General features: G+C 70.7%; 24 protein-coding genes and 1 tRNA gene. 17 read left to right on the forward strand and 8 right to left on the reverse strand.

The genetic code is table 11. From position 1 onward, the window contains the following. Positions 1–687: 687 nt before the first annotated feature. The 3 genes from ABZV31_RS17155 (at position 688) to ABZV31_RS17165 (ending at position 2,221) form a co-directional block, all read left to right on the forward strand. On the forward strand, positions 688–1,122 hold the full coding sequence (locus ABZV31_RS17155) for a hypothetical protein (protein WP_355894120.1): 435 nt from the start codon (positions 688–690) through the stop codon (positions 1,120–1,122). Between the two features lie 130 nt (positions 1,123–1,252). Beyond that, positions 1,253–1,597 (forward strand): hypothetical protein, encoded by a 345-nt coding sequence (locus tag ABZV31_RS17160; RefSeq protein ID WP_355894123.1) that lies wholly within the window; start codon positions 1,253–1,255, stop codon positions 1,595–1,597. Positions 1,598–1,735: 138 nt separating this feature from the next. Beyond that, complete coding sequence (locus tag ABZV31_RS17165; protein WP_355894126.1) at positions 1,736–2,221, forward strand: DUF4265 domain-containing protein; 486 nt, start codon at positions 1,736–1,738, stop codon at positions 2,219–2,221. A 540-nt stretch (positions 2,222–2,761) separates the two neighbouring features. On the opposite strand, the gene ABZV31_RS17170 is transcribed toward ABZV31_RS17165, so the two are convergent. From ABZV31_RS17170 to phoU, 3 genes are all read right to left on the reverse strand, one after another. Then, positions 2,762–3,271, reverse strand: coding sequence for a hypothetical protein (locus ABZV31_RS17170; RefSeq protein ID WP_355894129.1), 510 nt, complete (start codon positions 3,269–3,271; stop codon positions 2,762–2,764). A 142-nt stretch (positions 3,272–3,413) separates the two neighbouring features. After that, positions 3,414–3,569 carry a hypothetical protein gene (locus ABZV31_RS17175; RefSeq protein ID WP_355894132.1) on the reverse strand — a complete coding sequence of 52 codons (156 nt, stop codon included), beginning with the start codon at positions 3,567–3,569 and terminating at the stop codon, positions 3,414–3,416. 197 nt (positions 3,570–3,766) lie between these two features. Beyond that, complete coding sequence (phoU, locus tag ABZV31_RS17180) at positions 3,767–4,480, reverse strand: phosphate signaling complex protein PhoU (protein ID WP_355894135.1); 714 nt, start codon at positions 4,478–4,480, stop codon at positions 3,767–3,769. 224 nt (positions 4,481–4,704) lie between these two features. Between phoU and ABZV31_RS17185 the strand changes: the two genes are divergently transcribed. Both ABZV31_RS17185 and ABZV31_RS17190 read left to right on the forward strand, forming a co-directional pair. Then, the gene (locus ABZV31_RS17185) at positions 4,705–6,009 is read left to right on the forward strand and encodes an ATP-binding protein (protein WP_355894138.1); all 1,305 of its coding nucleotides are present in this window, start codon (positions 4,705–4,707) and stop codon (positions 6,007–6,009) included. Then, positions 6,006–6,686 (forward strand): response regulator transcription factor, encoded by a 681-nt coding sequence (locus tag ABZV31_RS17190; RefSeq protein WP_355894141.1) that lies wholly within the window; start codon positions 6,006–6,008, stop codon positions 6,684–6,686. Before ABZV31_RS17185 ends, ABZV31_RS17190 begins: the two co-directional genes overlap by 4 nt. Before the next feature lie 69 nt (positions 6,687–6,755). On the opposite strand, the gene ABZV31_RS17195 is transcribed toward ABZV31_RS17190, so the two are convergent. After that, the gene (locus ABZV31_RS17195; RefSeq protein ID WP_355894144.1) at positions 6,756–7,439 is read right to left on the reverse strand and encodes a DUF461 domain-containing protein; all 684 of its coding nucleotides are present in this window, start codon (positions 7,437–7,439) and stop codon (positions 6,756–6,758) included. Positions 7,440–8,096: 657 nt separating this feature from the next. On the opposite strand from ABZV31_RS17195, the gene ABZV31_RS17200 reads away from it, so the two are divergent. The 7 genes from ABZV31_RS17200 (at position 8,097) to ABZV31_RS17230 (ending at position 15,009) form a co-directional block, all read left to right on the forward strand. After that, positions 8,097–8,579, forward strand: a complete 483-nt coding sequence (locus ABZV31_RS17200) for a CarD family transcriptional regulator (protein ID WP_003953493.1) — start codon at positions 8,097–8,099, stop codon at positions 8,577–8,579. A gap of 295 nt (positions 8,580–8,874) precedes the next feature. Continuing rightward, positions 8,875–9,663 (forward strand): 2-C-methyl-D-erythritol 4-phosphate cytidylyltransferase, encoded by a 789-nt coding sequence (ispD, locus tag ABZV31_RS17205; RefSeq protein WP_355894147.1) that lies wholly within the window; start codon positions 8,875–8,877, stop codon positions 9,661–9,663. After that, positions 9,653–10,174, forward strand: a complete 522-nt coding sequence (ispF, locus tag ABZV31_RS17210) for a 2-C-methyl-D-erythritol 2,4-cyclodiphosphate synthase (RefSeq protein ID WP_355894150.1) — start codon at positions 9,653–9,655, stop codon at positions 10,172–10,174. The genes ispD and ispF overlap by 11 nt, the downstream gene beginning before the upstream one ends. 56 nt (positions 10,175–10,230) lie before the next feature. After that, complete coding sequence (locus ABZV31_RS17215) at positions 10,231–10,635, forward strand: PPOX class F420-dependent oxidoreductase (protein ID WP_355894153.1); 405 nt, start codon at positions 10,231–10,233, stop codon at positions 10,633–10,635. Positions 10,636–10,717: 82 nt separating this feature from the next. Then, positions 10,718–12,118, forward strand: coding sequence for a cysteine--tRNA ligase (cysS, locus tag ABZV31_RS17220; RefSeq protein WP_355894156.1), 1,401 nt, complete (start codon positions 10,718–10,720; stop codon positions 12,116–12,118). Between the two features lie 114 nt (positions 12,119–12,232). Further along, positions 12,233–13,174: a 23S rRNA (guanosine(2251)-2'-O)-methyltransferase RlmB gene (gene rlmB / locus ABZV31_RS17225; protein WP_355894159.1), complete on the forward strand. Its 942-nt coding sequence runs from the start codon at positions 12,233–12,235 to the stop codon at positions 13,172–13,174. A gap of 146 nt (positions 13,175–13,320) precedes the next feature. Then, entirely contained in the window at positions 13,321–15,009 is a 1,689-nt protein-coding gene (locus ABZV31_RS17230) for a DoxX family membrane protein (RefSeq protein ID WP_355894586.1), read from the forward strand. Between the two features lie 205 nt (positions 15,010–15,214). Here the strand turns inward: ABZV31_RS17230 and ABZV31_RS17235 are convergent, their stop codons facing one another. The 3 genes from ABZV31_RS17235 to ugpC all read right to left on the reverse strand — a co-directional run bounded on the left by ABZV31_RS17235 (position 15,215) and on the right by ugpC (position 17,922). After that, a complete protein-coding gene (locus ABZV31_RS17235) occupies positions 15,215–15,946 on the reverse strand; it encodes a nucleotidyltransferase family protein (RefSeq protein ID WP_355894161.1) in 732 nt (243 codons plus the stop codon). A 135-nt stretch (positions 15,947–16,081) separates the two neighbouring features. After that, the gene (locus ABZV31_RS17240) at positions 16,082–16,534 is read right to left on the reverse strand and encodes a hypothetical protein (RefSeq protein ID WP_355894164.1); all 453 of its coding nucleotides are present in this window, start codon (positions 16,532–16,534) and stop codon (positions 16,082–16,084) included. Positions 16,535–16,785: 251 nt separating this feature from the next. Next, positions 16,786–17,922 (reverse strand): sn-glycerol-3-phosphate ABC transporter ATP-binding protein UgpC, encoded by a 1,137-nt coding sequence (gene ugpC / locus ABZV31_RS17245; protein WP_355894166.1) that lies wholly within the window; start codon positions 17,920–17,922, stop codon positions 16,786–16,788. A 230-nt stretch (positions 17,923–18,152) separates the two neighbouring features. Between ugpC and ABZV31_RS17250 the strand changes: the two genes are divergently transcribed. Continuing rightward, positions 18,153–18,227: transfer RNA gene (locus ABZV31_RS17250), tRNA-Thr, on the forward strand. Positions 18,228–18,282: 55 nt separating this feature from the next. On the opposite strand, the gene ABZV31_RS17255 is transcribed toward ABZV31_RS17250, so the two are convergent. After that, positions 18,283–19,944: an FAD-dependent monooxygenase gene (locus ABZV31_RS17255; RefSeq protein ID WP_355894588.1), complete on the reverse strand. Its 1,662-nt coding sequence runs from the start codon at positions 19,942–19,944 to the stop codon at positions 18,283–18,285. 242 nt (positions 19,945–20,186) lie between these two features. Here ABZV31_RS17255 and ABZV31_RS17260 point away from each other — a divergent pair, with 242 nt between their 5' ends. The 4 genes from ABZV31_RS17260 to ABZV31_RS17275 all read left to right on the forward strand — a co-directional run bounded on the left by ABZV31_RS17260 (position 20,187) and on the right by ABZV31_RS17275 (position 24,357). After that, complete coding sequence (locus tag ABZV31_RS17260) at positions 20,187–21,335, forward strand: SchA/CurD-like domain-containing protein (RefSeq protein WP_355894169.1); 1,149 nt, start codon at positions 20,187–20,189, stop codon at positions 21,333–21,335. A gap of 67 nt (positions 21,336–21,402) precedes the next feature. Continuing rightward, entirely contained in the window at positions 21,403–21,843 is a 441-nt protein-coding gene (locus tag ABZV31_RS17265) for a cupin domain-containing protein (protein ID WP_355894172.1), read from the forward strand. Then, the gene (locus ABZV31_RS17270) at positions 21,840–23,099 is read left to right on the forward strand and encodes a beta-ketoacyl-[acyl-carrier-protein] synthase family protein (protein ID WP_355894175.1); all 1,260 of its coding nucleotides are present in this window, start codon (positions 21,840–21,842) and stop codon (positions 23,097–23,099) included. The genes ABZV31_RS17265 and ABZV31_RS17270 overlap by 4 nt, the downstream gene beginning before the upstream one ends. Before the next feature lie 7 nt (positions 23,100–23,106). Then, positions 23,107–24,357 (forward strand): ketosynthase chain-length factor, encoded by a 1,251-nt coding sequence (locus ABZV31_RS17275; RefSeq protein ID WP_355894178.1) that lies wholly within the window; start codon positions 23,107–23,109, stop codon positions 24,355–24,357. The last annotated feature ends 31 nt before the right edge of the window (positions 24,358–24,388 follow it).

The following is a 24,388-nucleotide window of genomic DNA, read 5'->3' on the forward strand; positions in this document are numbered from 1 at the left end:
ATCGGCGATGATGCGTCGGCAGGCACGGTCTTCCACTCGGATCACGGGGCGTAGAGAACTCCATGATCTTGGAAGCCGTGCCTGTCACATTCCCCGAACCCCCGCCGAGCTGGCAGATCATCACGAACCGGACGTCAAGCGACTACGCCGAAGCCCTGCACCTGCGCCAGCTCTGGCACAACGCCGCCTACGATCCCGCGCCGAGTCGAACCTTCCGCAGGTGGCTGCGCCGCAGCCCGTGGCGTCGGCCGACGACGCCAGCACGGCGCTTGACGCTCCCCCGCACCACAACCGCACCAGATCGAGCGGGGAACAGCGGGGAACCACGGTGAAACCGGCCGAGCCCCACGAGGCCGCACCTCGGCCATTCGTACAGGTCAAGAGCCGAACCGCCCCCAAGCGCCCGCAGCTTCCCGAGCTGAGAGCGCGAGTTCGATTGTCGTTACTCGCTCCATCGAGGGAGTCGGCCTGGATGGAGTCAGCAGCCCCAAGGCCGTTCCGCTGTTCGGTTTGAGGTTTTTACTTTCGGGCGGAGGATGCCGACCTGCGCACATCGAACCCTCAAGTCCTCCTCAGAACATCGATCTTGTAATTGTCGCGTGCATGCCCTGTGTGTAGTGTCCAAGTGCAGACAGACAGGGCTGGGAGGACGGTTCGGACCAGCCTTTCTCCGAGAAGGCGCCATCCATGTGTGACACGCCGTCCACGTGGTACACCATCACGTCGAAGAAGGCCTACCACATCCCGTCCTGGTGGAACGGCACCAAGTACAAGGACGGTTCGGGCGGCACCATGTCCGTGTCCGTGACCAAGGCCGGCACCATTTCTGGCGAATTCTCAGCCAGTGGGGAGTGGTCGGCCGGGGCGCTCGCGAAGGCCAAGACCACCATCAGCATCAAGATCGGTGCCAGCGTGTCCGTCACCATCGGCCACAACTACTCCCATGACATCAGCCGGAACAAGTACGGCCACCTGCAGTACGGTTCGTGGGGATACAAGCTGACCTGGAAGCGGTACCGTTCCGCCGGAGGTAGCAGTTGTGGCGGCGTCGAGATCGCTCATGGGTCGGCGACGCTCCCCACGTCCGAGACTGGCTGGAAGTACTGGGAAACCTCGTCATGACCTATTCGAGCCCGCGGGCATGGCTCGCCGGATGCGCTGTAGCGGCGTCGGTAATCCTGCTCACCTCGTGCACGTCCGGCAGCGGCGACGGCAAGACCTCCAAGGCTCCCTCGTCGCCTGCGTCGAGTGGGTGGCCGGGTCCTCCGAGAAGAAGTTCACCGAGCAGGCTCAAGCGGCCCTTGCCACTGCCCAGAGTGGGAAGATGGTCGAGGCCGGCGCGGAGCGGGTGGCCGACGGTATCCACACCGAGCCGAGCCTGAGCGAGGGTAAGACCTACAGGCTCAACCTGGTGTGCGTTGGCAGCGGCAGTGCGCAGTTGACATTCACACCGGCGAGCACCGGCACAGAGACCAAGGTGCCGTGCGACCAGTCAGTGGTCCAGCAGCGGATCACCGTGCACAAGCCGATACGCATTGATGTCGACGGTGCCAAGGGGTCAACCGGCGTGATCGCCTGGCGGATCGACGCCCTCTGATCCGGGTATACGGGCGCCCCCAGCACGGCTGCTGGGGGCGCTCAGTCCGTACAGCAGCGAAATACAGCAACCTCAGCAACTCTCCGCTTGTGCCTACGTGCGGAGCTCCCCTGTGGAGTGGTCCGGCATCCTGACCGCATGACGGAGCCTGAGGTCAAGTACGTGAAACTGCACTTCCGCCTTGAGATAGAGGACGACTGGCCTCCTGCCGGAGTGGAAAACCTGTGGGCCGTCGACCAGGGCGACGGCACGGTGAAGCTCGACAACGTCCCATGGTTCGCCCGTGGGATCGCATGTGGTGACGTACTTGCCGCGAGCCCCGATGAAGTGGGCGTGCTCTGGGCCGGTGACGTGGTTCGCCCGTCGGAGAACTGCACGATCCGCCTGATCGTGTTCCGCGACGGAGGCTCCGGCGCAGCTCGGCAAAGCGTGCTCGACGCATTCCGCCAACTGGGCGTGGGTGGCGAAGGAATCGAGCGGTTCGGCATGGTCGCCTTGGACGTCCCTCCCACCGCGGATCTCGCCCAGGTCCAACGGTTGCTCGACCATGGCGTGGCCAAGGAGTGGTGGGACATGGAAGAGGGATGCGTCACCGCACAATGGCGTGCCCTCGCCACAAGCTGACAGCTGCGACGCCCATCGGCCGTGGGCCGTCTCCGGGCCGTCCGAGGGTGCTCAACAGCGGCCAACGACGACCAATGGCGACCACTCAGCGGCAGCCTTTCAGCGCCTGGACCAGCGAAAACCCAGCTCCCCAAGATCCCCGGCAAGACCCAGGGCAAGAAGAAGTAGGCCGAGCTGATCAAGCCCCCTGCCTGCGGGTCCTTTGCCGGTAGGGGGCTTGACGCTGTGCTGGGGCCGAACCAGACCCGCCTGACTGTTCCCCGTCGACCCGAGGTTTCGGCGCCGTCCCCTGGCGGGCGCCTCGGCATTACGTGTGGGTCAGCAGGTTCGCGATCGTGCGGCGCAGTGACTCGTCGTCCAGGATGGCGCGGTAGTCGGGGTGGGGCGACAGGCGGTGCTCGCGGGAGAGGATCGTGTGGAGGGCGGTGCGGATCCGCGGGGTGGTCGTGCCGATGCGGGTCAGTGCGTCCAGGGCGTCGCGGGCTCGTACGGCGTGCCGGCCGCGGCGGGGCCCAGCGGCCGCAGCACCTGCAGACGCACCTAGCCGTTCTCCTCGGCCCGCCAGCGTTCCAGCAGGTGCCCGGGGTCCGCGGCCAGGGGGAGTGCGACGTACCGCACCTCCGGGTCGGGGTCGGCGAGCAGCGCCTGCGCCGCCGCGCGATGGCGTGCCCATGCGGCGGGCCACCCCGCGTCCACCAGTTGCGCCTCAGCGGTCGCGGCCGTCCCCACCAGCGCGGCGAGCAGCGCGACGAGACCGACGCGCGCGCCCACGCCCGGATCCGCCGCGAGTCGCAGGACGAAGGGGAGCGCGGCAGTCGCGGCGGAGGGCAGTCTGCCGTTGCCCGGCGCCAGGTGGCCGAAGAGGGGGGAGCAGTCGTCCTCCGCGGAGTCCGGCCCCTGCCGGGCGATCCGCCGGAGCGCTCGGCTGACGTCTTCGGGCGTTCCCTGCTCACGTGCCAGGCCGAGCCGCTCCCAGGGCACCGCGTCCAGCGCCCGCAGCAGTTCCGCACGATCGGACGCGTCCCGGCCCTCGAACGCCGTACCTGCCACCGTCACCCCCCTTACCCGTCGAACCGCCCAAGCCTGGACGTCGCGGGCACGGCTCGGCAAGGCATTTACCGGTGGGCACCCACATGCGCAGGGCCCCGGCGGTGCACCGGGGCCCTGTTTGAGGACGCGAACGGCGGCGCCGTCAGCCGCACTGGCAGGGGTTGCCCGACTGGCAGCCGCAGCCGCAGCCCGAGCCGCAGCCGCAGGCGCCGAAGAGCGGCAGGCTCTTGATCTCGGTGGGCTGTTCGGTCTCGCGTTCCTGCGTGGGGTCGGGCGTGGTGCTGGGGGATTCGGCCATGGGTCCTCCTCGATGCTGGTGCCTGTGCCCATTCCATGCCCGTTCCGCTGGGCGCATCAACGGCGCACTGGGGCTCGCACGCGCCCCGCCGACGTTTCCTCGCGCCTGCTCAGGCCCCGCGACGCCCGTCGTCAGGCCCCGTGGCGCCCGTCGTCAGGCCCCGTGGCGCCCGTCGTCAGGCCCCGTGGCGCCCGTCGTCAGGCCCCGCTACGTCCACCGTCAGGCCCGTCGACCCCCGTGACCGGCTGGATGTCCGACTGCTGGAGGTCGTCCGCGTGCTCGCCCGTCACCAGGAACACCACGCGCTTGGCGACGGCCACCGCGTGATCGGCGAACCGCTCGTAGTAGCGGCCGAGCAGCGTCACGTCGACGGCGGTCTCGATGCCGTGCTTCCAGCGCCCGTCGATCAGGTGCTGGAAGAGGGTGCGGTGCAGGAGGTCCATCTCGTCGTCGTCGGTCTCCAGCTGGAGCGCCAGGTCGACGTCCTTGGTGACGATCACCTCGGCCGCCTTCGCCATCAGGCGCTGCGCGAGCTGACCCATCTCCAGGATGGTGGCGTGCAGGTCGTGCGGGACCGCGCGGTCCGGGAAGCGCAGCCGGGCGAGCTTTGCCACGTGCTGGGCGAGGTCGCCCGAGCGCTCCAGGTCGGCCGACATGCGCAGTGATGTGACGACGATCCGGAGATCCGTGGCCACCGGCTGCTGGCGGGCGAGCAGGGCTATGGCCCGGGCCTCCAGGTCGTGCTGCAGTTCGTCGACCTTCTTGTCGGCCTCGATCACGCTCTCGGCCAGCTTGAGGTCGGAGTCGAGGATGGCCGTGGTGGCGCGCCCGATCGCCGACCCGACCAGCCGGGCCATCTCCACCAGACCGTCGCCGATCGAGTCCAGTTCCTCGTGGTACGCGTCCCGCATCAGGGTTCCCTCTCGTGCGTTTTCGTTCGGGGGTTTCCGGGGCCGGGGCCCGTGGTGAAGCCGGCGGTCCGAACCCCACGCTCCCACGTTCCGGCCCCTACGCGTCCGTTTCCGTCACCCCAAATGAACCAATCCTGGCTCCTGGGTGAACTCTGGGCGACGAGTGTTCGAGCTCGCACTCCGACGGCTGTGGTCATGTCCTACCCCATGCCTAACCTGGATGCATGGACGTGAACGCGGCGGTCGCCGCAGCGGCAGCGATCGCCGGAGTACTCACCGGCGTCATCGCCATGCTGGCTTTCCGCTGGAGCGAGCGCGAGCAGAAGCGCCCGACGCGTACCTCCCTGCACACGGACTCGGTGCTTCCGCCGGGCGTGGACACCGTCCTGTCGGTCCTGCGTTCCTCCGCCGTTGTCCTCGACGAGGCCGACGCCGTCGTCAAGGCCAGCTCCGCCGCCTACGCCCTCGGGCTCGTCCGCGGCGGCAAGCTCGCCGTGGAGCCGATGCTACAGATGGCCCGGGACACCCGGCGGGACGGCGAGATACGCCAGGTGGAACTGGATCTTCCGCGGCGCGGCACCGGCAGGGGAGAGGCGCTCGCCGTCTCCGCGCGCGTCGCGCCGCTCGGCTCCCGGCTGGTCCTCCTCCTCGTCGAGGACCTGACCGAGGCCCGCCGCATCGAGGCCGTACGCCGCGACTTCGTCGCGAACGTCAGCCACGAGCTGAAGACCCCCGTCGGCGCACTGTCCCTGCTGTCCGAGGCCGTCATGGACGCCTCCGACGATCCGGAGGCGGTGCAGCGCTTCGCCGGCCGCATGCAGACCGAGGCGACCCGGCTCACCAACCTGGTGCAGGAGCTCATCGACCTCTCCCGCATCCAGAACGACGATCCCCTCGAGGACGCCGAGCCGGTCCCCGTGGACGAACTGGTCGCCGAGGCCATCGACCGCTGCCGGCATCAGGCCGGGACCAAGCAGATCACCATGGCCGCCTCGATCGGGGGGCCCGGAGGGCCTTCCTCCGAGGGTGGTGGTGTGCGACGGTCGGGCACAGCCGACCTGCATGTGTGGGGCAACCGCGGCCAGCTCGCCGCCGCGCTCGGCAACCTCGTCGAGAACGCCGTCAACTACTCCCCGGCCCGTACCCGCGTCGGCATCGCCGCCCGCAGGGTGACGGCGCCCGGCGGAGACATGATCGAGATCGCCGTCACCGACCAGGGCATCGGCATCTCGGACAAGGACAAGGAGCGCATCTTCGAGCGCTTCTACCGCGTCGACCCGGCCCGCTCACGTGCCACGGGCGGCACCGGCCTGGGTCTTGCGATCGTGAAGCACGTGGTCGCCTCGCACGGCGGGGAGGTCACGGTGTGGAGCGCCGTGGGACAGGGCTCCACCTTCACCCTGCGGCTGCCGGAGGCGGGTGCGGCCCGCGACCGCGCGCAGCAGCATCCCGCCCTCGACGACGAGGCCGGGCAGCCCACAGAGTCATCCCCGTACGAACCGCTTCCCGCCCCGGAGGTCCTTCCGTGACCCGAGTGCTCGTCGTCGAGGACGAGGAGTCCTTCTCCGACGCCCTGTCGTACATGCTCCGCAAGGAGGGCTTCGAGGTCGCCGTCGCGGCGACCGGGCCCGACGGACTCGACGAGTTCGAGCGCAACGGCGCCGACCTCGTCCTCCTCGACCTGATGCTGCCGGGCCTGCCCGGCACGGAGGTGTGCCGCCAGCTGCGCGGCCGCTCCAACGTCCCCGTGATCATGGTGACCGCCAAGGACAGCGAGATCGACAAGGTCGTCGGGCTGGAGATAGGAGCCGACGACTACGTCACCAAGCCCTTCTCCTCGCGTGAGCTGGTTGCCCGCATCCGTGCCGTGCTGCGCCGCCGCGGCGAGCCGGAGGAGGCCGCCCCGGCCGCCCTCGAGGCCGGGCCGGTCCGCATGGACGTCGACCGGCACGTTGTCACCGTCGCCGGCTCCAAGGTCGACCTGCCGCTGAAGGAGTTCGACCTGCTGGAGATGCTGCTGCGCAACGCCGGGCGCGTGCTGACCCGCATGCAGCTCATCGACCGGGTCTGGGGCGCCGACTACGTGGGCGACACCAAGACCCTCGACGTCCACGTCAAGCGCCTGCGCGCCAAGATCGAGCCGGATCCGGGCGCGCCGCGCTACCTGGTGACGGTCCGGGGCCTCGGCTACAAGTTCGAGCCGTAAGCCGCGAAGCCGGTATCACGACGAAGGGCGGCACCCTCGATGAGGGTGCCGCCCTTGCGCCTGCGGGTCTCAGTGACCGGCCGTCGACTGCGACGCCGAGTCGCTCGGGGTCGGGGTGGTGCTGCCCGACTTTGACGCCGACGGCGAGCCGGACGGCCTCTTCGCCGGCTTGCCGGACGCGGAGCTGGACGCGGAGCTGGACGCGGACGGCGATCCCGAGGCACCCGGCGCCGGCGGGATGTTGCTCGGGCCCCACTTGTCGAAGTAGCTCTTGGCCGGGACGACGAAGGCGCGCGGGCTCACGGCACCGGTCTTGCTGAAGGTGAACGTGATCTTCTGCGCGTTGCCGTCCTGGATGGCCTCGCGGCTGCTGGGCAGGACCGCGGCGGCGTTGCCCTTGCCGCCGATGACGACCGAGCCGCCGGCCGGGACGGTCAGCTTGCCCTTGCCGCCGGCGGGTGTGATCTGCGCGGGCTTGTTCGCGCCTTCGACGGTGATCGAGTCCAGCGTCTGGGCGGTGTCACCGTCGTTGAAGACGGTCGCGGAGATCACGGCCGGCCCGGTCGACTGCATGTCGGGCTGGGTGATGATCAGGGCGTTCTGGATCTTGATGTCGCCGACGGTGGCGGCCGCGTTGTCCGGCTTGATTTGGAGCGTCTGGGCGTTGTTGCCGGCGCCGCACGCGGCGAGCGAGGCGATCGAGAACGCGATGGCGGTGGCGGCGAGGGCGCCGCGTCGAAGGCTGCTGCTCACGGCGGCGGCAACTCCTTGAACGTGGGCGGTGCAGGGCGGCCCCCTTATAAAGCCGCCCTAAGCGTCTGTCAGCGGCCTTAGGTTACCGAGCCGTTCCCGCGCCATCGCACCCGACCCGCCTCTCTGGGCCTCAAGGCACCCGAGCACCCCGCCGTCACGGCTGTCCCGACGCTCCAATGTGACTCTCCAGTCACATTGGCCCCAGGGTCATCCGCCATTCACATAAGCGCTCGCCGGCATACCCCGGCACCCGGCTCTCGCGGATTTCCGGTGAAGGAATGCGCGGCCGGTCCGGGAATTGATCACCAACTGGTCGGTCGGCCGTTGTGCCGCGACCGTGATCAATTCCGGATTCGTCTCGTACGCGACTCGGCTCACCGAACGGAGTAGCGAAACTCGAGCGCTTGGAACCGGACAAATTGGGACGTTCGGCCGTTTGGACAGGCGGCCGGATGTGTGTAACGTACGCGTTTCCCCTCACGTGAAGAGCCCCTCCGACCTGCGAATACCTGCTTCCCCTTGGCCCGTCCGACCCTTCCGAAGCACGTTCCTGTTGCTGTTGTCAAGCCCCGAGATATGCCCTGACCTGCGAAAACGCCATTCAGAAGACGCCCCATCCGTGTTACCCTGGATAGCCACGGAAGGGGTACCTGTCACATGACGTTCAAGGTTGGCGACACCGTGGTCTATCCCCATCACGGGGCCGCGCTGATCGAGGCCATCGAAACTCGCCAGATCAAAGGCGTGGACAAGACCTACTTGGTGCTGAAGGTCGCCCAGGGTGACCTGACGGTGCGTGTGCCAGCGGACAATGCGGAGTTCGTCGGCGTGCGTGATGTGGTCGGTCAGGACGGGCTGGACCGGGTCTTCGAGGTGCTGCGCGCTCCATACGCCGAGGAGCCCACGAACTGGTCGCGTCGCTACAAGGCAAATCTGGAGAAGCTCGCCTCCGGCGATGTCATCAAGGTCGCGGAAGTCGTACGTGACCTGTGGCGTCGCGAGCGCGAGCGCGGACTCTCCGCGGGTGAGAAGCGCATGCTCGCCAAGGCCCGCCAGATCCTGGTGAGCGAGCTCGCCCTCGCGGAGAACACGAACGAGGACAAGGCCGAGGCCCTGCTCGACGAGGTTCTCGCGTCCTGACGCGAGGTCGACGACACCATCCGCCTCAGTTCCAGCACAGTGAAGTGCCGCGGTGCCCGATGACGCAACTCCAGTCGCCGGGCGCTGCGGCATGTTCGTACGCGCGCGCGTGACGCCCATGACGTACGGCGGGGGAGCCCCCGATACTGACGTGCCGGGCTCGGGCAGTCGGCTCGACCTGGGTCACGGAAGGGTCCGGTCAAGGCGTCGCGCCCGGCACTCCCCCAGCCCTTGGCCGGGGGCGTCCCAGTGGCCATACCCACGTAGGTCGAGCACACAAACCTGACAGGAACCGATGTCTGACGATTCGCGCCCTTCGCGCATGGATGCCCAGCCAGGGGGCCCCGTCGCCGTCGTGATCCCGGCCGCCGGCCGGGGCGTACGCCTCGGTCCGGGCGCCCCCAAAGCGCTTCGCGCGCTGAACGGCACCCCCATGCTCATCCACGCGGTCCGGGCCATGGCCGCCTCCCGCGCCGTCTCCCTCGTGGTCGTCGTCGCCCCGCCCGACGGCGCCGCCGAGGTCAAGACGCTGCTCGACGCGCACGCGCTGCCTGGGGGTACCCCCAGCGGTGGCTGGGGGGGCACCGACTTCCTCGTCGTCCCCGGCGGCGACTCCCGCCAGGAGTCCGTGAAGCTCGGCCTGGACGCGCTGCCGCCCGGCTACGACATCGTCCTCGTGCACGACGCGGCCCGCCCGCTGGTGCCGGTGGACACCGTCGACGCGGTCATCGAGGCCGTACGGGACGGGGCGCGGGCCGTCGTCCCGGCGCTGCCACTGGCGGACACCGTCAAGCAGGTCGAGCCGGCGGCCGTGCCGGGCGAGCCCGAGCCGGTGGTCGCGACGCCGGACCGGGCGCGGCTGCGGGCCGTGCAGACCCCGCAGGGCTTCGACCGGGCGACGCTGACCCGCGCCCATGAGACGGTCACCGAGAACGTCACCGACGACGCGAGCATGGTCGAACAGCTCGGCGAGCGGGTCGTGGCCGTGCCCGGCCACGAGGAGGCCTTCAAGGTCACCCGCCCGCTGGACCTGGTTCTCGCGGAGGCGGTGCTGGCCCGCCGGAGGTTGAACGATGGCTTCTGAGGCGTCATCCGATTTCCGGCCGCCGCCGGGTGGCCTGCTGCCGCAGGTCGGCATCGGCACCGACATCCACGCCTTCGAGGAGGGCCGCGAGCTGTGGTGCGCGGGCCTGAAGTGGGAGGGCGAGGGGCCGGGGCTGGCCGGGCACTCCGACGCGGACGTCGTCGCGCACGCCGCGTGCAACGCGCTGTTCTCGGCCGCCGGGCTGGGCGACCTCGGGCAGCACTTCGGCACCGGGCGCCCCGAGTGGTCGGGCGCGTCCGGGGTCACGCTGCTGACGGAGGCCGCGCGGATCGTGCGCGAGGCGGGCTTCCGAATCGGGAACATCGCGGTGCAGGTCGTCGGCCCCCGGCCGAAGATCGGCAAGCGGCGCGACGAGGCCCAGAAGATCCTTTCCGAGGCGGCCGGCGCGCCGGTGTCGGTCTCCGGCGCGACGACGGACGGCCTCGGCTTCCCCGGCCGGGGCGAGGGGCTGATGGCGGTGGCCACGGCACTCGTGGTGCGGGTGAGCTGACGGCGTGCGAGGGTACCCGGAGAGTCACCACTGACCGAGGTCACGGAGGTACCCCCATGCCCGCCGCCCTGCCCGACCGGCTCAAGTCCCTGCTCGACGGCCCCGTCTTCATCGTCGTCGGCACCCTCCAGCCCGACGGCAGCCCGCAACTGTCCCCCGTGTGGGTGAAGCGGGACGGCGACCAGGTGCTCTTCTCCACCACCGTCGACCGCCGCAAGAAGAAGAACCTCGACCGCGACCCCCGGGTGAGCGTCGTCGTCCAGGACCCCCGCTCCCCCTACGAGTACGCCGAGATCCGCGGCACCGCCGAGATGACCACGCAGGGCGGCAAGGAACTCATCGACGAATTGAGCCTGAAGTACACCGGCAAGAAGTACGCCGACTTCAACCCGGCGTCGGCCCAGGACGCGGAGCGGGTGGTCGTGCGGATCACGCCGCGGAAGGTCGTCGGGACTCTGTGACGCCCGCTTCCGGGTCACAGAATGTGTGGCCCTTGGCCGGAACGGTCGCGAGGCACTGTCCGGCGCCCACTACCCTGGAGTGGTGACTATTCGCCTGTACGACACCAGCGCCCGGCAGATCCGTGACTTCACCCCGCTCAAGCCGGGTTGTGTCTCGATCTACCTGTGTGGCGCCACCGTGCAGGCGGCACCGCACATCGGGCACATCCGGTCGGGGCTGAACTTCGACATCATGCGCCGCTGGTTCGAGTACCGCGGCTACGAGGTGACGTTCATCAGGAACGTCACCGACATCGACGACAAGATCATCACGAAGGCCCACGAGCAGAACCGGCCCTGGTGGGCGATCGGCTACGAGAACGAGCGCGCGTTCAACGACGGTTACGCCGCGCTCGGCTGCCTGCCGCCCACGTACGAGCCCCGCGCCACCGGCCACGTGCCGGAGATGATCGAGATGATGCAGACGCTCATCGAGCGCGGGCACGCCTACGAGGCCGACGGCAACGTCTACTTCGACGTGCGCTCCTTCCCCGGCTATCTGGAGCTGTCCCGCCAGGAGCTCGACAACCTCCAGCAGCCCTCGGGCGCGGGCGAGACCGGCAAGCGGGACCCCCGCGACTTCGCCATGTGGAAGGCGGCCAAGCCGGGCGAGCCGACCTGGCCCACGCCGTGGGGGCGGGGCCGGCCGGGCTGGCACCTGGAGTGCTCGGCGATGGCGCACAAGTACCTGGGCTCCGCCTTCGACATCCACGGCGGCGGCCTGGACCTGATCTTCCCGCACCACGAGAACGAGATCGCCCAGGCCAAGGCCTACGGTGACGACTTCGCCCAGTACTGGGTGCACAACGCCTGGGTGACCATGGCCGGCGACAAGATGTCCAAGTCGCTCGGCAACTCGGTGCTCGTCTCCGAGATGGTCAAGCACTGGCGTCCCATCGTGCTGCGCTACTACCTCGGCACCCCGCACTACCGCTCGATGATCGAGTACAGCGAGGAGTCGCTGCGCGAGGCCGAGTCGGCGTTCGCCCGGATCGAGGGCTTCGTGCAGCGGGTGGTGGAGAAGGCCGGCGGCGTGGTGGAGCCGGCCGCGGAGGTGCCGCTCGCCTTCGCCGAGGCGATGGACGACGACCTGGGCGTGCCGCAGGCGCTCGCCGTGGTGCACACCACCGTCCGGCAGGGCAACTCCGCGCTGGCCGCCGACGACAAGGAGGCCGCTGTGGCCCGGCTCGCCGAGGTGCGCGCCATGCTCGGCGTTCTCGGCCTCGACCCCCTCGACCCGCACTGGGCCGGGGAAGGCGACCGCGGGGAGGACCTGCACGGCGTCGTCGACACCCTGGTCCGCATGGTCCTCGACCAGCGCGAGGCCGCCCGCGCCCGCAAGGACTGGACCACCGCGGACGCCATCCGCGACCAGCTCAACCAGTCCGGCCTGGTCATCGAGGACAGCCCGCAGGGCCCGCGCTGGACCCTCGGCCCGCGCTGAGCCCGGCGCGGCACCCCGAAGATCGATGGTGCCGCCCGGCCCTCCGGGCGGCACACTTCACATACGTACGCTCAACACACTCGCAGAACTTCGTAGAACAGAGACAGGTAGGTCATGGCCGCGAACAACCGTCGCATGTCCGGCAAGAAGGGCGCGCAGGTCGGCAGCGGCGGCAAGCGGCGCCGGGGCCTGGAGGGCAAGGGCCCGACCCCGCCCGCCGAGATGCGCAAGGGGCACGCCAAGCAGCGCGCCGCCCAGGCGAAGGCCCGCCGTGCCCAGGGGCGCTCGCAGCAGCGCCGCGGCGCGGGCAAGTCGTCGTCCGAGTTCGTCGTCGGCCGCAACCCCGTGGTCGAGGCGCTGCGCGAGGGCGTGCCCGCCTCCACGCTCTACGTCCAGCAGTTCATCGACAACGACGAGCGGGTGCGCGAGGCGCTGCAGCTCGCGGCCGACCGCGGCGGCATCAACCTCATGGAGGCGCCGCGCCCCGAGCTGGACCGGATGACGAACGGGCTCAACCACCAGGGCCTGGTCCTTCAGGTCCCGCCGTACGAGTACGCCCACCCCGAGGACCTCGCCGACGCCGCCTACGACGAGGGCGAGGACCCGCTGATCGTCGCCCTCGACGGGGTGACGGACCCGCGCAACCTGGGTGCCGTCGTCCGCTCCGTCACCGCCTTCGGCGGCCACGGCGTCGTCGTCCCCGAGCGGCGCGCGGCCGGCATGACCGCGGGCGCCTGGAAGACCTCCGCCGGTACGGCCGCCCGTACGCCGGTCGCCCGCGCCACGAACCTGACGCGCGCGCTCGAGGCGTACAAGAAGGCGGGGATCGTCGTGGTCGGCCTCGCCGCGGACGGTGAGGTCGAACTCGGCGACCTGGATGCCCTGGAGGGGCCCGTCGCCATCGTCGTCGGCAGCGAGGGCAAGGGGCTGTCCCGGCTCGTCGGCGAGACCTGCGACTTCCGGGTGCGGATCCCGATGCCCGGTGGCGCCGAGTCGCTCAACGCCGGTGTGGCGGCGGGCATCGTGCTGTTCGAGGCGGCCCGCAGGCGCGCCTGAACCAGGCGGCGCCGGACGCTCGAACGGGCCTGCGTGCGGTCACTCACTCGGGTAAAACTGGGCGACCAGTGCAACCTTGACGCTGTCCGGACACATCCGACGGGTCAGAGCAGTGTCCTAACTCCCCGTCACTCGGTTAGTTGAGTGTGGACACCAGAACACCCCGCACACCCACGGGGGACCGCTCGTCGGGACTCGACGACGCTCCCGCGCTGAGCATGGTGAAGGTACCGAGCGATCCGGCGCAGGTCATCGTCAATCACGCGAGTTTCCGCGTGTTGTTGGGCGCCGACGCGCGGCGTACCCAGTCTCCGCGGATCGCCCGGCACTTGAGCGCCACCGAAATCACCGCCCGTATGCCCGTCGTCGGCACGGCGGGCCGGGCCGGCGCGGCCGCCCCCCGCCGTCCGGTCGTCTGGAGCGGCAAGTCCGCCCCCGACGACACCGGCGCCCACCGGCTGTTGCAGGCCGTGCGGAGCGGGAGCGTCCGGTACGCCGAGGAGCCGTCCTCGGACACCGGGGCCACCCAGGTCATTCCCCGCGTCGGCGTCGACACGGACTACGGCGGCGACGCCTACGACGACCTCGGCCCCCGGACCGTCGAGACCCCCGTCGTCGGCGCCCAGCGCGGCCCCGACCCCGGCGAGACCCGGCTCCTGCCGAACATGCGGACCGTCGGCAGCGCGTACGACGAACCCGCCTACGGCCAACCCGCCTACGACGAACCGGCTTACGGCGAACCCGCCTACGCCGACCCCGCCTACGCCGACACCGACTTCGCGGACGACGACCACGAGGAGCCGCGGGGCAGGGGCCACGGCGACGACCCGGCGCGGCACGCCTACTACCCGGGCCGCCGCATGAACCTCGGGGTCGTCCTGCTACCCCTGAGGATCTTCCTCGGCTTCATCTCCGCCTACGCCGGCATGGGCAAGCTCTGCGACCCCCTCTACTTCGACGGCGGCAAGCGCGGCTCCATGGTCAAGTGGCTCAACACCTTGCACCCCTGGGAAGTCGCCGAGCCGCTGCGCCAGTTCGCGCTCCAGCACCCCGTCGGCTCCGGGCTCGTCATCGCCTTCCTCCAGGTCATCGTGGGCGTCCTGACGGTCCTGGGCTGCTGGCAGCGGGTCGCCGCGGTCGTCGGCGCGCTGCTCTCCGCCGCGCTCATCGTCACCGTCAGCTGGAAGACGGTTCCCGCCTACGACGCCCCCGACATCATCTACCTCGCCGCCTGGTCTCCGCTGATCATCGCCGGCGCCCCCGTCTACTCCGTCGACGGCCGCCTCGCCGCCTCCGCCTGGCGGCGGCTCGGCCCGCGCTCCGACCTCTGGGAGCTGCGCCAGTACGTGCTGCGCCGCGGCGCCCTGCTCACGGTCGTCGTCACCGGTCTCACACTCCTCGTCGGCTCGCTGTTCGGCGGGGCCGTCCGTGACGCCGACCGCGTGGTCGTGCCCGGGCCCGGCGAGGCCCCGCGCAACGAACTGCCCGGCTCCCCGCTCCCGCAGGAGCCCGGCCGGCGGTACCAGAAGCCCCCGTACGCCTCCACCTCGCCCACTCGGGGCGGCTCGTCGGCCCGCCCCTCCCGCGGACCCTCGACCACTCCGGGCACGGCACGCGAGAGCGGCACCGCCACCGGCGGCTCGCCCAGCCAGACCCAGGGCACCGCGGGCCAGGCCCCGCCGCGCCACACCTCCCCGGCCGGGCAAGCGCCCAGCACCAGCTCGGGCCCGACCTCCGGCGGCACCGCGACCGGCGGCAGCGACTCGACCGGCGGCTCCGGCGGCGGCAGCTCCTCCTCGGGGCAGCCGGGCCTGGTGGGCGGCCTCCTGGGGTAGCCCGCACCTGCTCGTACGACGACGGGGTCCCGCACGGACGATGTGCGGGACCCCGTCGACGTACAGGGAGAGCTCCTACTCGTACAGGGCGAGCCGGCTCGTACAGGGAGAGCCGGTTACGACTGCTACGCACAGGGCGAGCCTCTACGACTCCTACCTACAGCGCGGGCCTTCAGGCCGTACAGGGGGAGCTTCTGCGGCGGCCTCAGCGCCCCAGCGCCGCCAGTTCCTTCGCGGCCTCCGTGAGGTCCTTCGCGGTGTCGATGGCGCGCCAGTAGGCGCCCTGCGGGATGGGGAAGCCGGCCAGCCGGCGCTCACGGGCCAGGTGCGGGAACGTGGTGCGCTCGTGGTCGCCGCGCTCCGGGAGCAGGCCGACGAACTCGGGGGAGAAGACGTAGACGCCCGCGTTGATCTCGAAGGTCGACGGCGGGGCCTCGATGAAGTCCGTGATGTGGCCGAAGCCGTCCGTCTTGACGGCGCCCCACGGGATGCGCGGGCGGGCCAGCGCGAGGGTCGCGACCGCGTCGCGCTCGGTGTGGAAGTCCGCCATGTCGCGCAGCGAGAAGCGGGTCCAGATGTCGCCGTTGGTGGCGTACCAGGGCTGGTCCGGGCGGGGGAGGTGGGCGGCGGCGAACTTCAGGCCGCCGCCGCGGCCGAGGGGCTCCGTCTCCACGACGGTGGTGACGCCGAGGGGCAGGTCCGCCGACTTCAGCCACGTCTGCAGGACCTCGGCGAGGTGGCCGCAGGAGACCACCACGTCCGTCACGCCCTCCTCGGCGAGCCAGACGAGCTGGTGGCCGATGATCGGAGTGCCCGTGCCGGGGATCTCGACCATCGGCTTGGGCCGGTCGTCGGTGTAGGGACGCAGCCGGGAGCCCTGGCCTCCGGCCAGGATGACGGCTTGAGTGGGGCGGGACGCCGCGTTCGGATGGGTCATGACCGAACTGTACGTGGCGCCCCGCTCGTCGCTTTCGACTGCAACCGCTCCTTAATCAGCCGTTACCTTCTTTCGAACCGGCGTTCGTCCCCCGGTCGGCGGTCAGCCGCGCGCGCCGGAGGCGAACGGTGCCGGTCAGCTGTGGGCGGCCAGGACGCCGGAGGCGAAGGAGGTGTCGCAGACGGGGCGGGTGTAGGACTGGGCGCGCATGGGGCCGTAGACGCGGACGGCGGCGCGGCCGAGGGCGCGGGCGATCGAGGCGCAGTGCCTGGCCAGCGACGGACGGCCGTTGACGGCCTGCTGGAGGTGGGTGAGCGCGACGCCCGGGTCCTTCTCCTGCAGCTCCGTCAGCAGCTGGTCCCGCAGCACGTCCTGCGGGGCGCGGGAGCGGGCGTGGGAGACACCGGCAACGGAGGTGTCCGACGCGGTGAGCACCGAGTTCGAGGGGTTCCCCGACCAGTTGACTCGGGTGACCGCGAGGGTCCCGGAGAGCACCAGGACGACGGGCAGGACGAGGGCGAGGGTGCGGCCGATCCGGCGGGCGGGGCCCTGGCCGCGTCGCGTCTGTTGGGTGATGGAGTGCTTCACGCGAGTGAGAGTAGCGCCCGGTAATGATTTGGCGACATTTAGTCACCTCTTCGGGGGGTGAACAGACACCTCTTTGCGGGTAGGGGGTTGACGTACAGTGCTCGAAATGTCCGGTGTGCCGGGGTATTCGGCGGGCAGCGAGAAGGGCCCCGCGGCAGGCCGCGGGGCCCTCTTCGTCAACCTGGGTGAATTACCCGGGGTTGCTCCGGTGTTTCAGCCCGAAGGTGTCACCCGGAAGGTGCCGACCGGCGTCAGTCGGAGAGCCGCTCACCCGTGGAGGTCGAGAAGACGTGGATCTCGCCCGGCCGCGGCACGACGTGCAGCTGCGCGCCCTTCTCCGGCACCTGGCGGCCGTTCACGCGGACGACCAGGTCCTTCGGCTCGCCGCCGACCTCGGCGGTGCCGTAGACGTAGCCGTCGGCGCCGAGCTCCTCGACGACGTTCACGGAGACGGCGAGGCCGGCCGGTGCATCCTCGGTGTCCTTGGACAGGGAGGACGCGGCGGTACCGCCCAGCTCGACCACGTCGAAGTGCTCGGGGCGGACGCCCACGGTCACCGTGCGGTCACCCTTGTCGGAGGCGGCCTTGAGCGCGTCGCGGTTGACCGGCACCACGCTGTTGCCGAACCTCACACCGCCGTCGGTGATCGGCACCTCGACCAGGTTCATCGCCGGCGAGCCGATGAAGCCGGCGACGAAGAGGTTGGCGGGCTTGTCGTACATGTTGCGCGGGGTGTCGATCTGCTGGAGCAGACCGTCCTTGAGCACGGCCACCCGGTCGCCCATCGTCATGGCCTCGACCTGGTCGTGGGTGACGTAGACGGTGGTGATGCCGAGCCGGCGCTGCAGCGACGCGATCTGCGTACGGGTGGAGACGCGGAGCTTGGCGTCGAGGTTGGACAGCGGCTCGTCCATGAGGAACACCTGCGGCTCGCGCACGATGGCGCGGCCCATGGCGACACGCTGGCGCTGACCGCCGGAGAGCGCCTTCGGCTTGCGGTCCAGGTACTCGGTGAGGTCGAGGATCTTCGCGGCCTCCTCGACCTTCTGCCGGATCTCCGTCTTGTTGACGCCGGCGATCTTGAGCGCGAAGCCCATGTTGTCGGCGACCGTCATGTGCGGGTACAGCGCGTAGTTCTGGAACACCATGGCGATGTCCCGGTCCTTCGGCGGCAGGTGCGTGACGTCGCGTTCGCCAATGCGGATGGCGCCGGCGTTGACGTCCTCGAGGCCCGCGAGCATCCGGAGGGAGGTGGACTTGCCGCAGCCGGACGGGCCGACCAGGACGAGGAACTCCCCGTCCTCGATGTCGATGTCGAGCGCGTCGACGGCGGGCTTGTCGGAACCCGGGTAGATCCGGGTCGCCTTGTCGAACGAGACAGTGGCCATGGTGAATGGGCCCCCTTCTACCGGCAGGAACGTGCCGGACGATCCGTTGTAGGAAGGTGGTGTGCCACTACGGCTGATTCCGTTGTGGTGTAGTCCACAAGGGTGAACTGGCTCAGGACGGTACCTGGCGTTCACCTCGTCTGTCAGCACTCCGGGGCATGTGAACTTCGCGGAAATTTCGACGGGGCGCGGCGGGGACGTGGGTACACTGCACGGGCACGCCCGTGCGCGCCTCCTTAGCTCAGCTGGTCCAGAGCGGCTGTCTTGTAAACAGCAGGTCGTCGGTTCGAATCCGACAGGGGGCTTCACGGACGAAGGCCACCCGCACCGCCGGTGCGGGTGGCCTTCGTCACACCTGGCTCAGCCCGTCCTGAGCACCGTCGCCAGGACCTGCCGCAGCGTTCCCTCCGGGTCCGGAACGGCGCCCGGCGCCCGCCACGCCACGAACCCGTCCGGCCGCACCAGCACCGCCCCGTCGGCCGTCGTGCCGTGGACCCGCGCCCAGTCGGCCGCCTGGTCCCCGCCGTCCCCGTCGTAGGTGAGGTCGGCGTCGGGGCCGGCGCCGACCCGGTACGCCTCCAGCCGTACGCCGTCGCTCTCGGCGATGCGGCGGGCGGCGGCGTGCCATCCCGCCGATCCCTGGGCGTCGCTGAGCAGCACCATGGAGCGCTCGTACAGGTCGAGCGTCGAGAGCCGGGCCGACCGCTCGCCCGAGCGGCGCAGCCACATGTGGGGAGCCCGGCTGCCCGGATCCCCGGTCAGCCGCATCCCTTCGGGCACCACCTCCTGCGCCGGATCGGCGCCCACGACGGCGCCGTGCGGGTAGCGGTAGGCGAGGACGACGTTGAGGATGCCGCCCTGACGCCCACCGCCGACGCCGGGGGCCGGGGCGAAGCCGGGGTGGCTGTGCTCCACGGAGCGGGCCGAGGCGCGGGCGCTGGTCGCCGCGGCCACCGGCCGGCGCTCGGTGTCGTAGGTCTCCAGCAGGCCGGGCCCCGCCCAGCCGCCGAGCACGGCGGCCAGCTTCCAGGCAAGGTTGTGCGCGTCCTGGATACCGGTGTTGGAGCCGAACGCCCCGGTCGGGGACATCTCGTGGGCGGAGTCCCCGGCCAGGAACACCCGGCCGGCCGCGTACTGGTCGGCGACGCGCTCGGCGGCCCGCCAGGACGCCTTGCCGGTGATCTCCACGTCGAGGTCCGGGACTCCGATGGCGCGACGGATGTGCCGCTGGAGCCGTCCCTCGGTGAACTCCTCCAGCGTCTCGCCCCGCTCCGGGTGCCAGGGGGCGTGGAAGACCCAGTGCTCCGTGTTGTCGATGGGCAGCAGGGCGCCGTCGGCCTCGGGATCGGTGAGGTAGCAGCAGATGAAGCGCCGGTCGCCGACCACGTCGGCGAGCAGCTTGGAGCGGAAGGTGACGCTCACGTTGGCGAAGAGGTCGCCGGGCCCGGTCTGCCCGATGCCGAGCCGGCGCCGGACCGGGCTGCGCGGGCCGTCCGCGGCGACGAGGTAGTCCGCGCGGACCGTGTACCGCTCCTCGGTGTTCCGGTCCCGTACGACCGCGGTCACCCCTTCGGAGTCCTGCTCGAAGGACTCCATCTCGTGGGAGTAGCGCAGGTCGCCGCCGAGGTCCCGGGCGCCGTCCAGCAGCACGGGCTCGAGGTCGTTCTGGCTGCACAGGCACCAGCCGGTGGGGCTGAACTTCGCCAGCCCCCCGCCGGGATCGATGTGTTTGAACAGCCACTCGCCGGCATCGCCGACCAGGGTCGGGGTCTGCAGGATGCCGTGGTTCTCCGCCAGAAGGGATGCCGCCGTCTTGATGTTCGGCTCGATGCCGGCCACCCGGAACAGTTCCATCGTCCGCACGTTGTTGCCCCGTCCGCGCGGGTGGATGGAGGTTCCGGCGTGCCGCTCGACCAGCATGTGCGGGACGCCGAGACGGCCCAGGAACAGTGAGGTGGACAGGCCCACCAGGGAGCCCCCGACGACGAGGACGGGAACCCGGTGATCGGCTTCTTGGTGCATCGATGCCTCCAGGGGCAGGGGCAGGGGCAGGGGCAGGGGCAGGGGCAGGGGTGGGGGTGTGGGGCGCATCGGAGTTTCCATGCCCTCTGGGAGCGGCTCCGCGTGCGTCCGCGGGCCCAATCACCCGCGTGGTTCATACGAGTCGCGCACTGACGGTGACCGGCACAGGATCGAGATCACGCTGACGTCGCGTCACCCGCGGCCGGCGTTCCCCTCTGCCAAGCGAAGGAGACGTGCACAGGATGACCACTACCTCTGATCGTGTTTCAGACCCGCTGACGTGCCAGGCCGCGAAACGTGTCTCGCAGTCCGTGTTCGACGGCTCCCGGCTCCGGGTCGTGCTGCTGGTGGACGTTTACGACGGTGCCCAGCAGCAGTTCCTGGAGGCGTACGAACAACTCTGCAACCAGGTCGCGTCCGTTCCCGGCCACGTCAGCGACCAGCTGTGCCAGTCGATCGAGAATCCCTCCCAATGGCTCATCACCAGCGAGTGGGAGAGCGCCCCGCCGTTCCTCGCCTGGGTGAACAGCGAAGAGCACGTGCGGATGGTGGAGCCGCTGCACAGCTGTGTCCGGGACACCCGGTCGCTGCGCTTCCACATCGTCCGCGAGACCGGCGGCGAGGCGTCCGGTGCCGTGTCCGCCCAGCGCCGGCTGCAGTCGTCCCCCCGGATCGGCGACGGCGTCATCCGGCACGCGCTCACCTTCACGGTCAAGCCGGGCAGCGAGCAGGCCGTGGCGAAGATCCTCGCGGACTACGCCTCGCCCGAGCCGCGGGTCGACGACACCACCCGGCTGTGCCGCACCTCCCTGTTCATGCACGGCAACCGGGTCGTGCGGGCCATCGAGGTGCGCGGCGACCTGCTCGCGGCGCTGCGCCACGTCGCCCGGCAGCCCGAGGTGCGCGCGGTCGAGGAGGCCATCAACCCCCATCTGGAGCAGCACCGGGACCTCAACGACCCCGAGTCCGCACGGGTCTTCTTCACCCGGGCGGCACTGCCCGCCGTCCACCACGTGACGGCCGATCAGGAGAGCCGGGAGACCGAGCGGCACGCGCTGTACTACCCGGCGCGTCCGGGCCTCGGCATGAAGCTGGCCCAGCTGCTCGCCCAGCAGGACGAGGCGGCGGCGGACGATCCGCGCAGCCCGGTGCTGTGCAGCACGATCTTCGAACGGGACGACATCGTGGTGCGGCTGATGGACGTCCGGAGCGGCCTGGAGGCCGATCCCGCCCTCGCTCTCGGCCTGGCAGATCCCGGGCAGGTGGCCGAGCTGACGACCCTCCGCGACCACGGTACGGGCTCCGCGCCGAAGGACGCGGACCTCGCGCGCCTGCTCACGCTCGCTCGCATGGACCTCATCACCGACCGCCGGTCCGCGCCGGACGCCTGACCGCCGGCGCGCGGGGCCGTGGCGGCCGCACCCCCTTGTCGACGCACCACACCAACGGAGGAACGACGTGATCAAACCCCGACCCAGAATCGTGGATCTCAGCGAGGTCGAGCCCAACGTCAAGCGCGGAGGCGATCTGCGCGCCATGCTCACCCCTGCCACGGTCGGCTCCACCAGCGGCTTCATGGGCGTGGCCATCGTGCAGCCCGGCGACCGCATCGGCGAGCACTACCACCCGTACTCCGAGGAGTTTGTGTACGTCGTCTGCGGCGACCTGGAGGTGGACCTGGACGGCGACCCCAACCCGCTCAGGCCGGAGCAGGGGCTCATGATCCCCGCCTACATGCGGCACCGCTTCCGCAACGTCGGGGACACGGAGGCCCGCATCGTCTTCCACCTGGGACCGCTGGCCCCGCGCCCGCACCTCGGCCACGTCGACACGGAGGGCACCGAGACCGTCGCGGTCGCGGGTGCCGCGGAAACCGTCGAAGCAGGTGGTGGTTCATGACCAGGCGTGTGGCGGTCACCGGCATAGGAGTGGTCGCGCCGGGCGGCATCGGCGCACGGGCCTTCTGGGACCTGCTGGCAGGCGGGCGTACCGCGACGCGGGGCATCACCTTCTTCGACCCGGACGGCCTGCGCTCCCGGATCGCCGCCGAGTGCGACTTCGACCCGGCGGCCCACGGGCTGGACGCGGAGCAGGCCGAACGCTGCGACCGCTACATCCAGTTCGCCCTGGCCGCCGGGGAGGAGGCCGTACGCGACGCCGACCTCGACATGGCCCGGGAGAACCCCTGGCGGGTCGGGGTCTCCCTGGGCACCGCGGTCGGCGGCACCACCCGGCTGGAGCAGGACTACGCCCTGGTCAGCCATCGCGGCGAGCGCTGGGACGTGGACCACCGGAAGGCGGAGCCGCACCTGCACCGGGCGTTCTCGCCGAGCACCCTCGCCTCGACGGTGGCGGAGCGCTTCGGGGCGCGCGGGCCGGTGCAGACGGTCTCGACGGGCTGCACCTCCGGGCTCGACGCCGTCGGGTACGCCCTGTACACCGTCGAGGAGGGCCGGGCCGACATCTGCATAGCTGGAGCGTCGGACTCGCCGATCTCGCCGATCACCATGGCCTGCTTCGACGCGATCAAAGCCACGTCCCCGAACAACGACGACCCCGCCCACGCCTCCCGCCCCTTCGACAACGACCGTGACGGGTTCGTCATGGGCGAGGGAGGGGCGGTACTCGTCCTGGAGGAGCTGGAACACGCCCAAGCCCGCGGCGCCCACGTGTACTGCTATCTCAGCGGCTACGCCACCTTCGGCAACGCCTACCACATGACCGGCCTGACCAGTGAGGGACTGGAGATGGCGCGGGCCATCGAGGCCGCGCTCGACCACGCCCGCCTGGACGGCTCCGCGATCGACTACGTCAACGCGCACGGCTCGGGCACCCGGCAGAACGACCGCCACGAGACGGCCGCGGTGAAACGGGCCCTGGGCCACCACGCCTACGACACGCCCATGAGCTCCATCAAGTCCATGGTGGGGCACTCCCTCGGGGCGATCGGGGCGATCGAGGTGGTGGCCTGCGTGCTGGCCCTGGCCCATCAGGTCGTACCCCCGACCGCGAACTACGAGACCCCCGACCCCGAGTGCGACCTGGACTACGTCCCGCGGGTCGCCCGCGAGCGGAAGCTGACCAGCGTGCTCTCCGTGGGCAGCGGATTCGGCGGCTTCCAGTCCGCGGTGATTCTGACCCGGCCCAGGGAGTGAGGACACGATGAGTGCACCGCATGAACGGCGCGCGGCCGTCACCGGAATCGGTGTGGTTGCGCCCAACGGAACGAGCACCGAGACCTTCTGGAAGTCCACCCAGGAGGGCATCAGCGTCCTCGACCGCGTCACCCGCGAAGGCTGTGAGCACCTGCCGTTGAAGGTGGCCGGCGAGGTCCGCGCCTTCGAGGCGTCCGCGGCAATCGAGGAGCGCTTTCTCGTCCAGACCGACCGCTTCACGCACTTCGCGATGGCCGCGGCCGACCTCGCCCTGGAGAACGCCCGGCTCGGTCAGGACGCCGTCGGCGACTCGCCGTTCTCGGCGGGCGTGGTCACCGCGGCCGGATCCGGCGGCGGCGAGTTCGGCCAGCGGGAGCTGCAGAAGCTGTGGGGAAAGGGCAGCCGCTTCGTCGGGCCCTGGCAGTCCATCGCCTGGTTCTACGCCGCCAGCACCGGCCAGATCTCCATCCGTCGCGGGTTCAAGGGACCCTGCTCGGTCGTCGCCGCCGACGAGGCCGGCGGCCTGGACGCCCTCGCGCATGCGGCGCGGGCCGTGCAGCGCGGCACCGACGTGATCGTGGCCGGTTCGACCGAGGCACCGCTGGCCCCGTACTCGATGGTGTGCCAGCTCGGTTACGAGGAGGTGAGCACTGTCGAGGACCCGTCCCGCGCCTACCGCCCGTTCACCGACGCAGCCTGCGGGTTCGTGCCCGCGGAGGGCGGCGCGATGCTCGTCGTGGAGGAGGCGGGCTCGGCACGCCGCCGGGGTGTGCCCGTGCGGGCCACCCTTGCCGGACACGCGGCGACCTTCACCGGCGCCTCCCGCTGGGAGCTGTCCCGCCAGGGGCTCGCCGAGGCGATCCGCGGTGCCCTGGACGACGCCGGCTGTGCACCCGAGGAGGTCGACGTCGTCTTCGCCGACGCCCTCGGTGTACCGGAGGCGGACCGTGCCGAGGCCCTTGCGATCGCCGACGCCCTGGGCGGACACGGTCGGCGCGTGCCGGTCACGGCGCCGAAGACCGGCACCGGCCGGGGCTACTGCGCGGCGCCCGTGCTGGACGCCGTGGCCGCGGTCCTCGCGATGGAGCACGGTCTGATCCCGCCCACCCCCAACGTCTTCGACATCTGCCATGACCTCGACCTGGTGACCGTCCGCGCCCGCGCCGCAGAGCTGCGCACGGCGCTGGTCCTCAGCCGGGGGCTCATGGGATCGAACTCGGCGCTCGTGCTGCGGCACGGCGCCGCAGACGCTTCCTAGCGAAGCCGTCTGGAGCAACAAGGAGAGGAAC

Source organism: Streptomyces sp. NPDC005202, from assembly GCF_040608235.1.
Lineage (GTDB): Bacteria > Actinomycetota > Actinomycetes > Streptomycetales > Streptomycetaceae > Streptomyces.

Excerpts from the sequence above, each read along its gene's own strand:
- ABZV31_RS17155 (WP_355894120.1), top strand. The coding sequence starts at position 688 with ATGTGTGACACGCCGTCCACGTGGTACACCATCACGTCGAAGAAGGCC.
- ABZV31_RS17165 (WP_355894126.1), top strand. The coding sequence starts at position 1,736 with ATGACGGAGCCTGAGGTCAAGTACGTGAAACTGCACTTCCGCCTTGAG.
- ABZV31_RS17175 (WP_355894132.1), bottom strand. The coding sequence starts at position 3,569 with ATGGCCGAATCCCCCAGCACCACGCCCGACCCCACGCAGGAACGCGAG.
- phoU (WP_355894135.1), bottom strand. The coding sequence starts at position 4,480 with ATGCGGGACGCGTACCACGAGGAACTGGACTCGATCGGCGACGGTCTG.
- ABZV31_RS17185 (WP_355894138.1), top strand. The coding sequence starts at position 4,705 with ATGGACGTGAACGCGGCGGTCGCCGCAGCGGCAGCGATCGCCGGAGTA.
- ABZV31_RS17200 (WP_003953493.1), top strand. The coding sequence starts at position 8,097 with ATGACGTTCAAGGTTGGCGACACCGTGGTCTATCCCCATCACGGGGCC.
- ispD (WP_355894147.1), top strand. The coding sequence starts at position 8,875 with ATGTCTGACGATTCGCGCCCTTCGCGCATGGATGCCCAGCCAGGGGGC.
- ispF (WP_355894150.1), top strand. The coding sequence starts at position 9,653 with ATGGCTTCTGAGGCGTCATCCGATTTCCGGCCGCCGCCGGGTGGCCTG.
- ABZV31_RS17215 (WP_355894153.1), top strand. The coding sequence starts at position 10,231 with ATGCCCGCCGCCCTGCCCGACCGGCTCAAGTCCCTGCTCGACGGCCCC.
- rlmB (WP_355894159.1), top strand. The coding sequence starts at position 12,233 with ATGGCCGCGAACAACCGTCGCATGTCCGGCAAGAAGGGCGCGCAGGTC.
- ABZV31_RS17235 (WP_355894161.1), bottom strand. The coding sequence starts at position 15,946 with ATGACCCATCCGAACGCGGCGTCCCGCCCCACTCAAGCCGTCATCCTG.
- ugpC (WP_355894166.1), bottom strand. The coding sequence starts at position 17,922 with ATGGCCACTGTCTCGTTCGACAAGGCGACCCGGATCTACCCGGGTTCC.
- ABZV31_RS17255 (WP_355894588.1), bottom strand. The coding sequence starts at position 19,944 with ATGCACCAAGAAGCCGATCACCGGGTTCCCGTCCTCGTCGTCGGGGGC.
- ABZV31_RS17260 (WP_355894169.1), top strand. The coding sequence starts at position 20,187 with ATGACCACTACCTCTGATCGTGTTTCAGACCCGCTGACGTGCCAGGCC.
- ABZV31_RS17270 (WP_355894175.1), top strand. The coding sequence starts at position 21,840 with ATGACCAGGCGTGTGGCGGTCACCGGCATAGGAGTGGTCGCGCCGGGC.
- ABZV31_RS17275 (WP_355894178.1), top strand. The coding sequence starts at position 23,107 with ATGAGTGCACCGCATGAACGGCGCGCGGCCGTCACCGGAATCGGTGTG.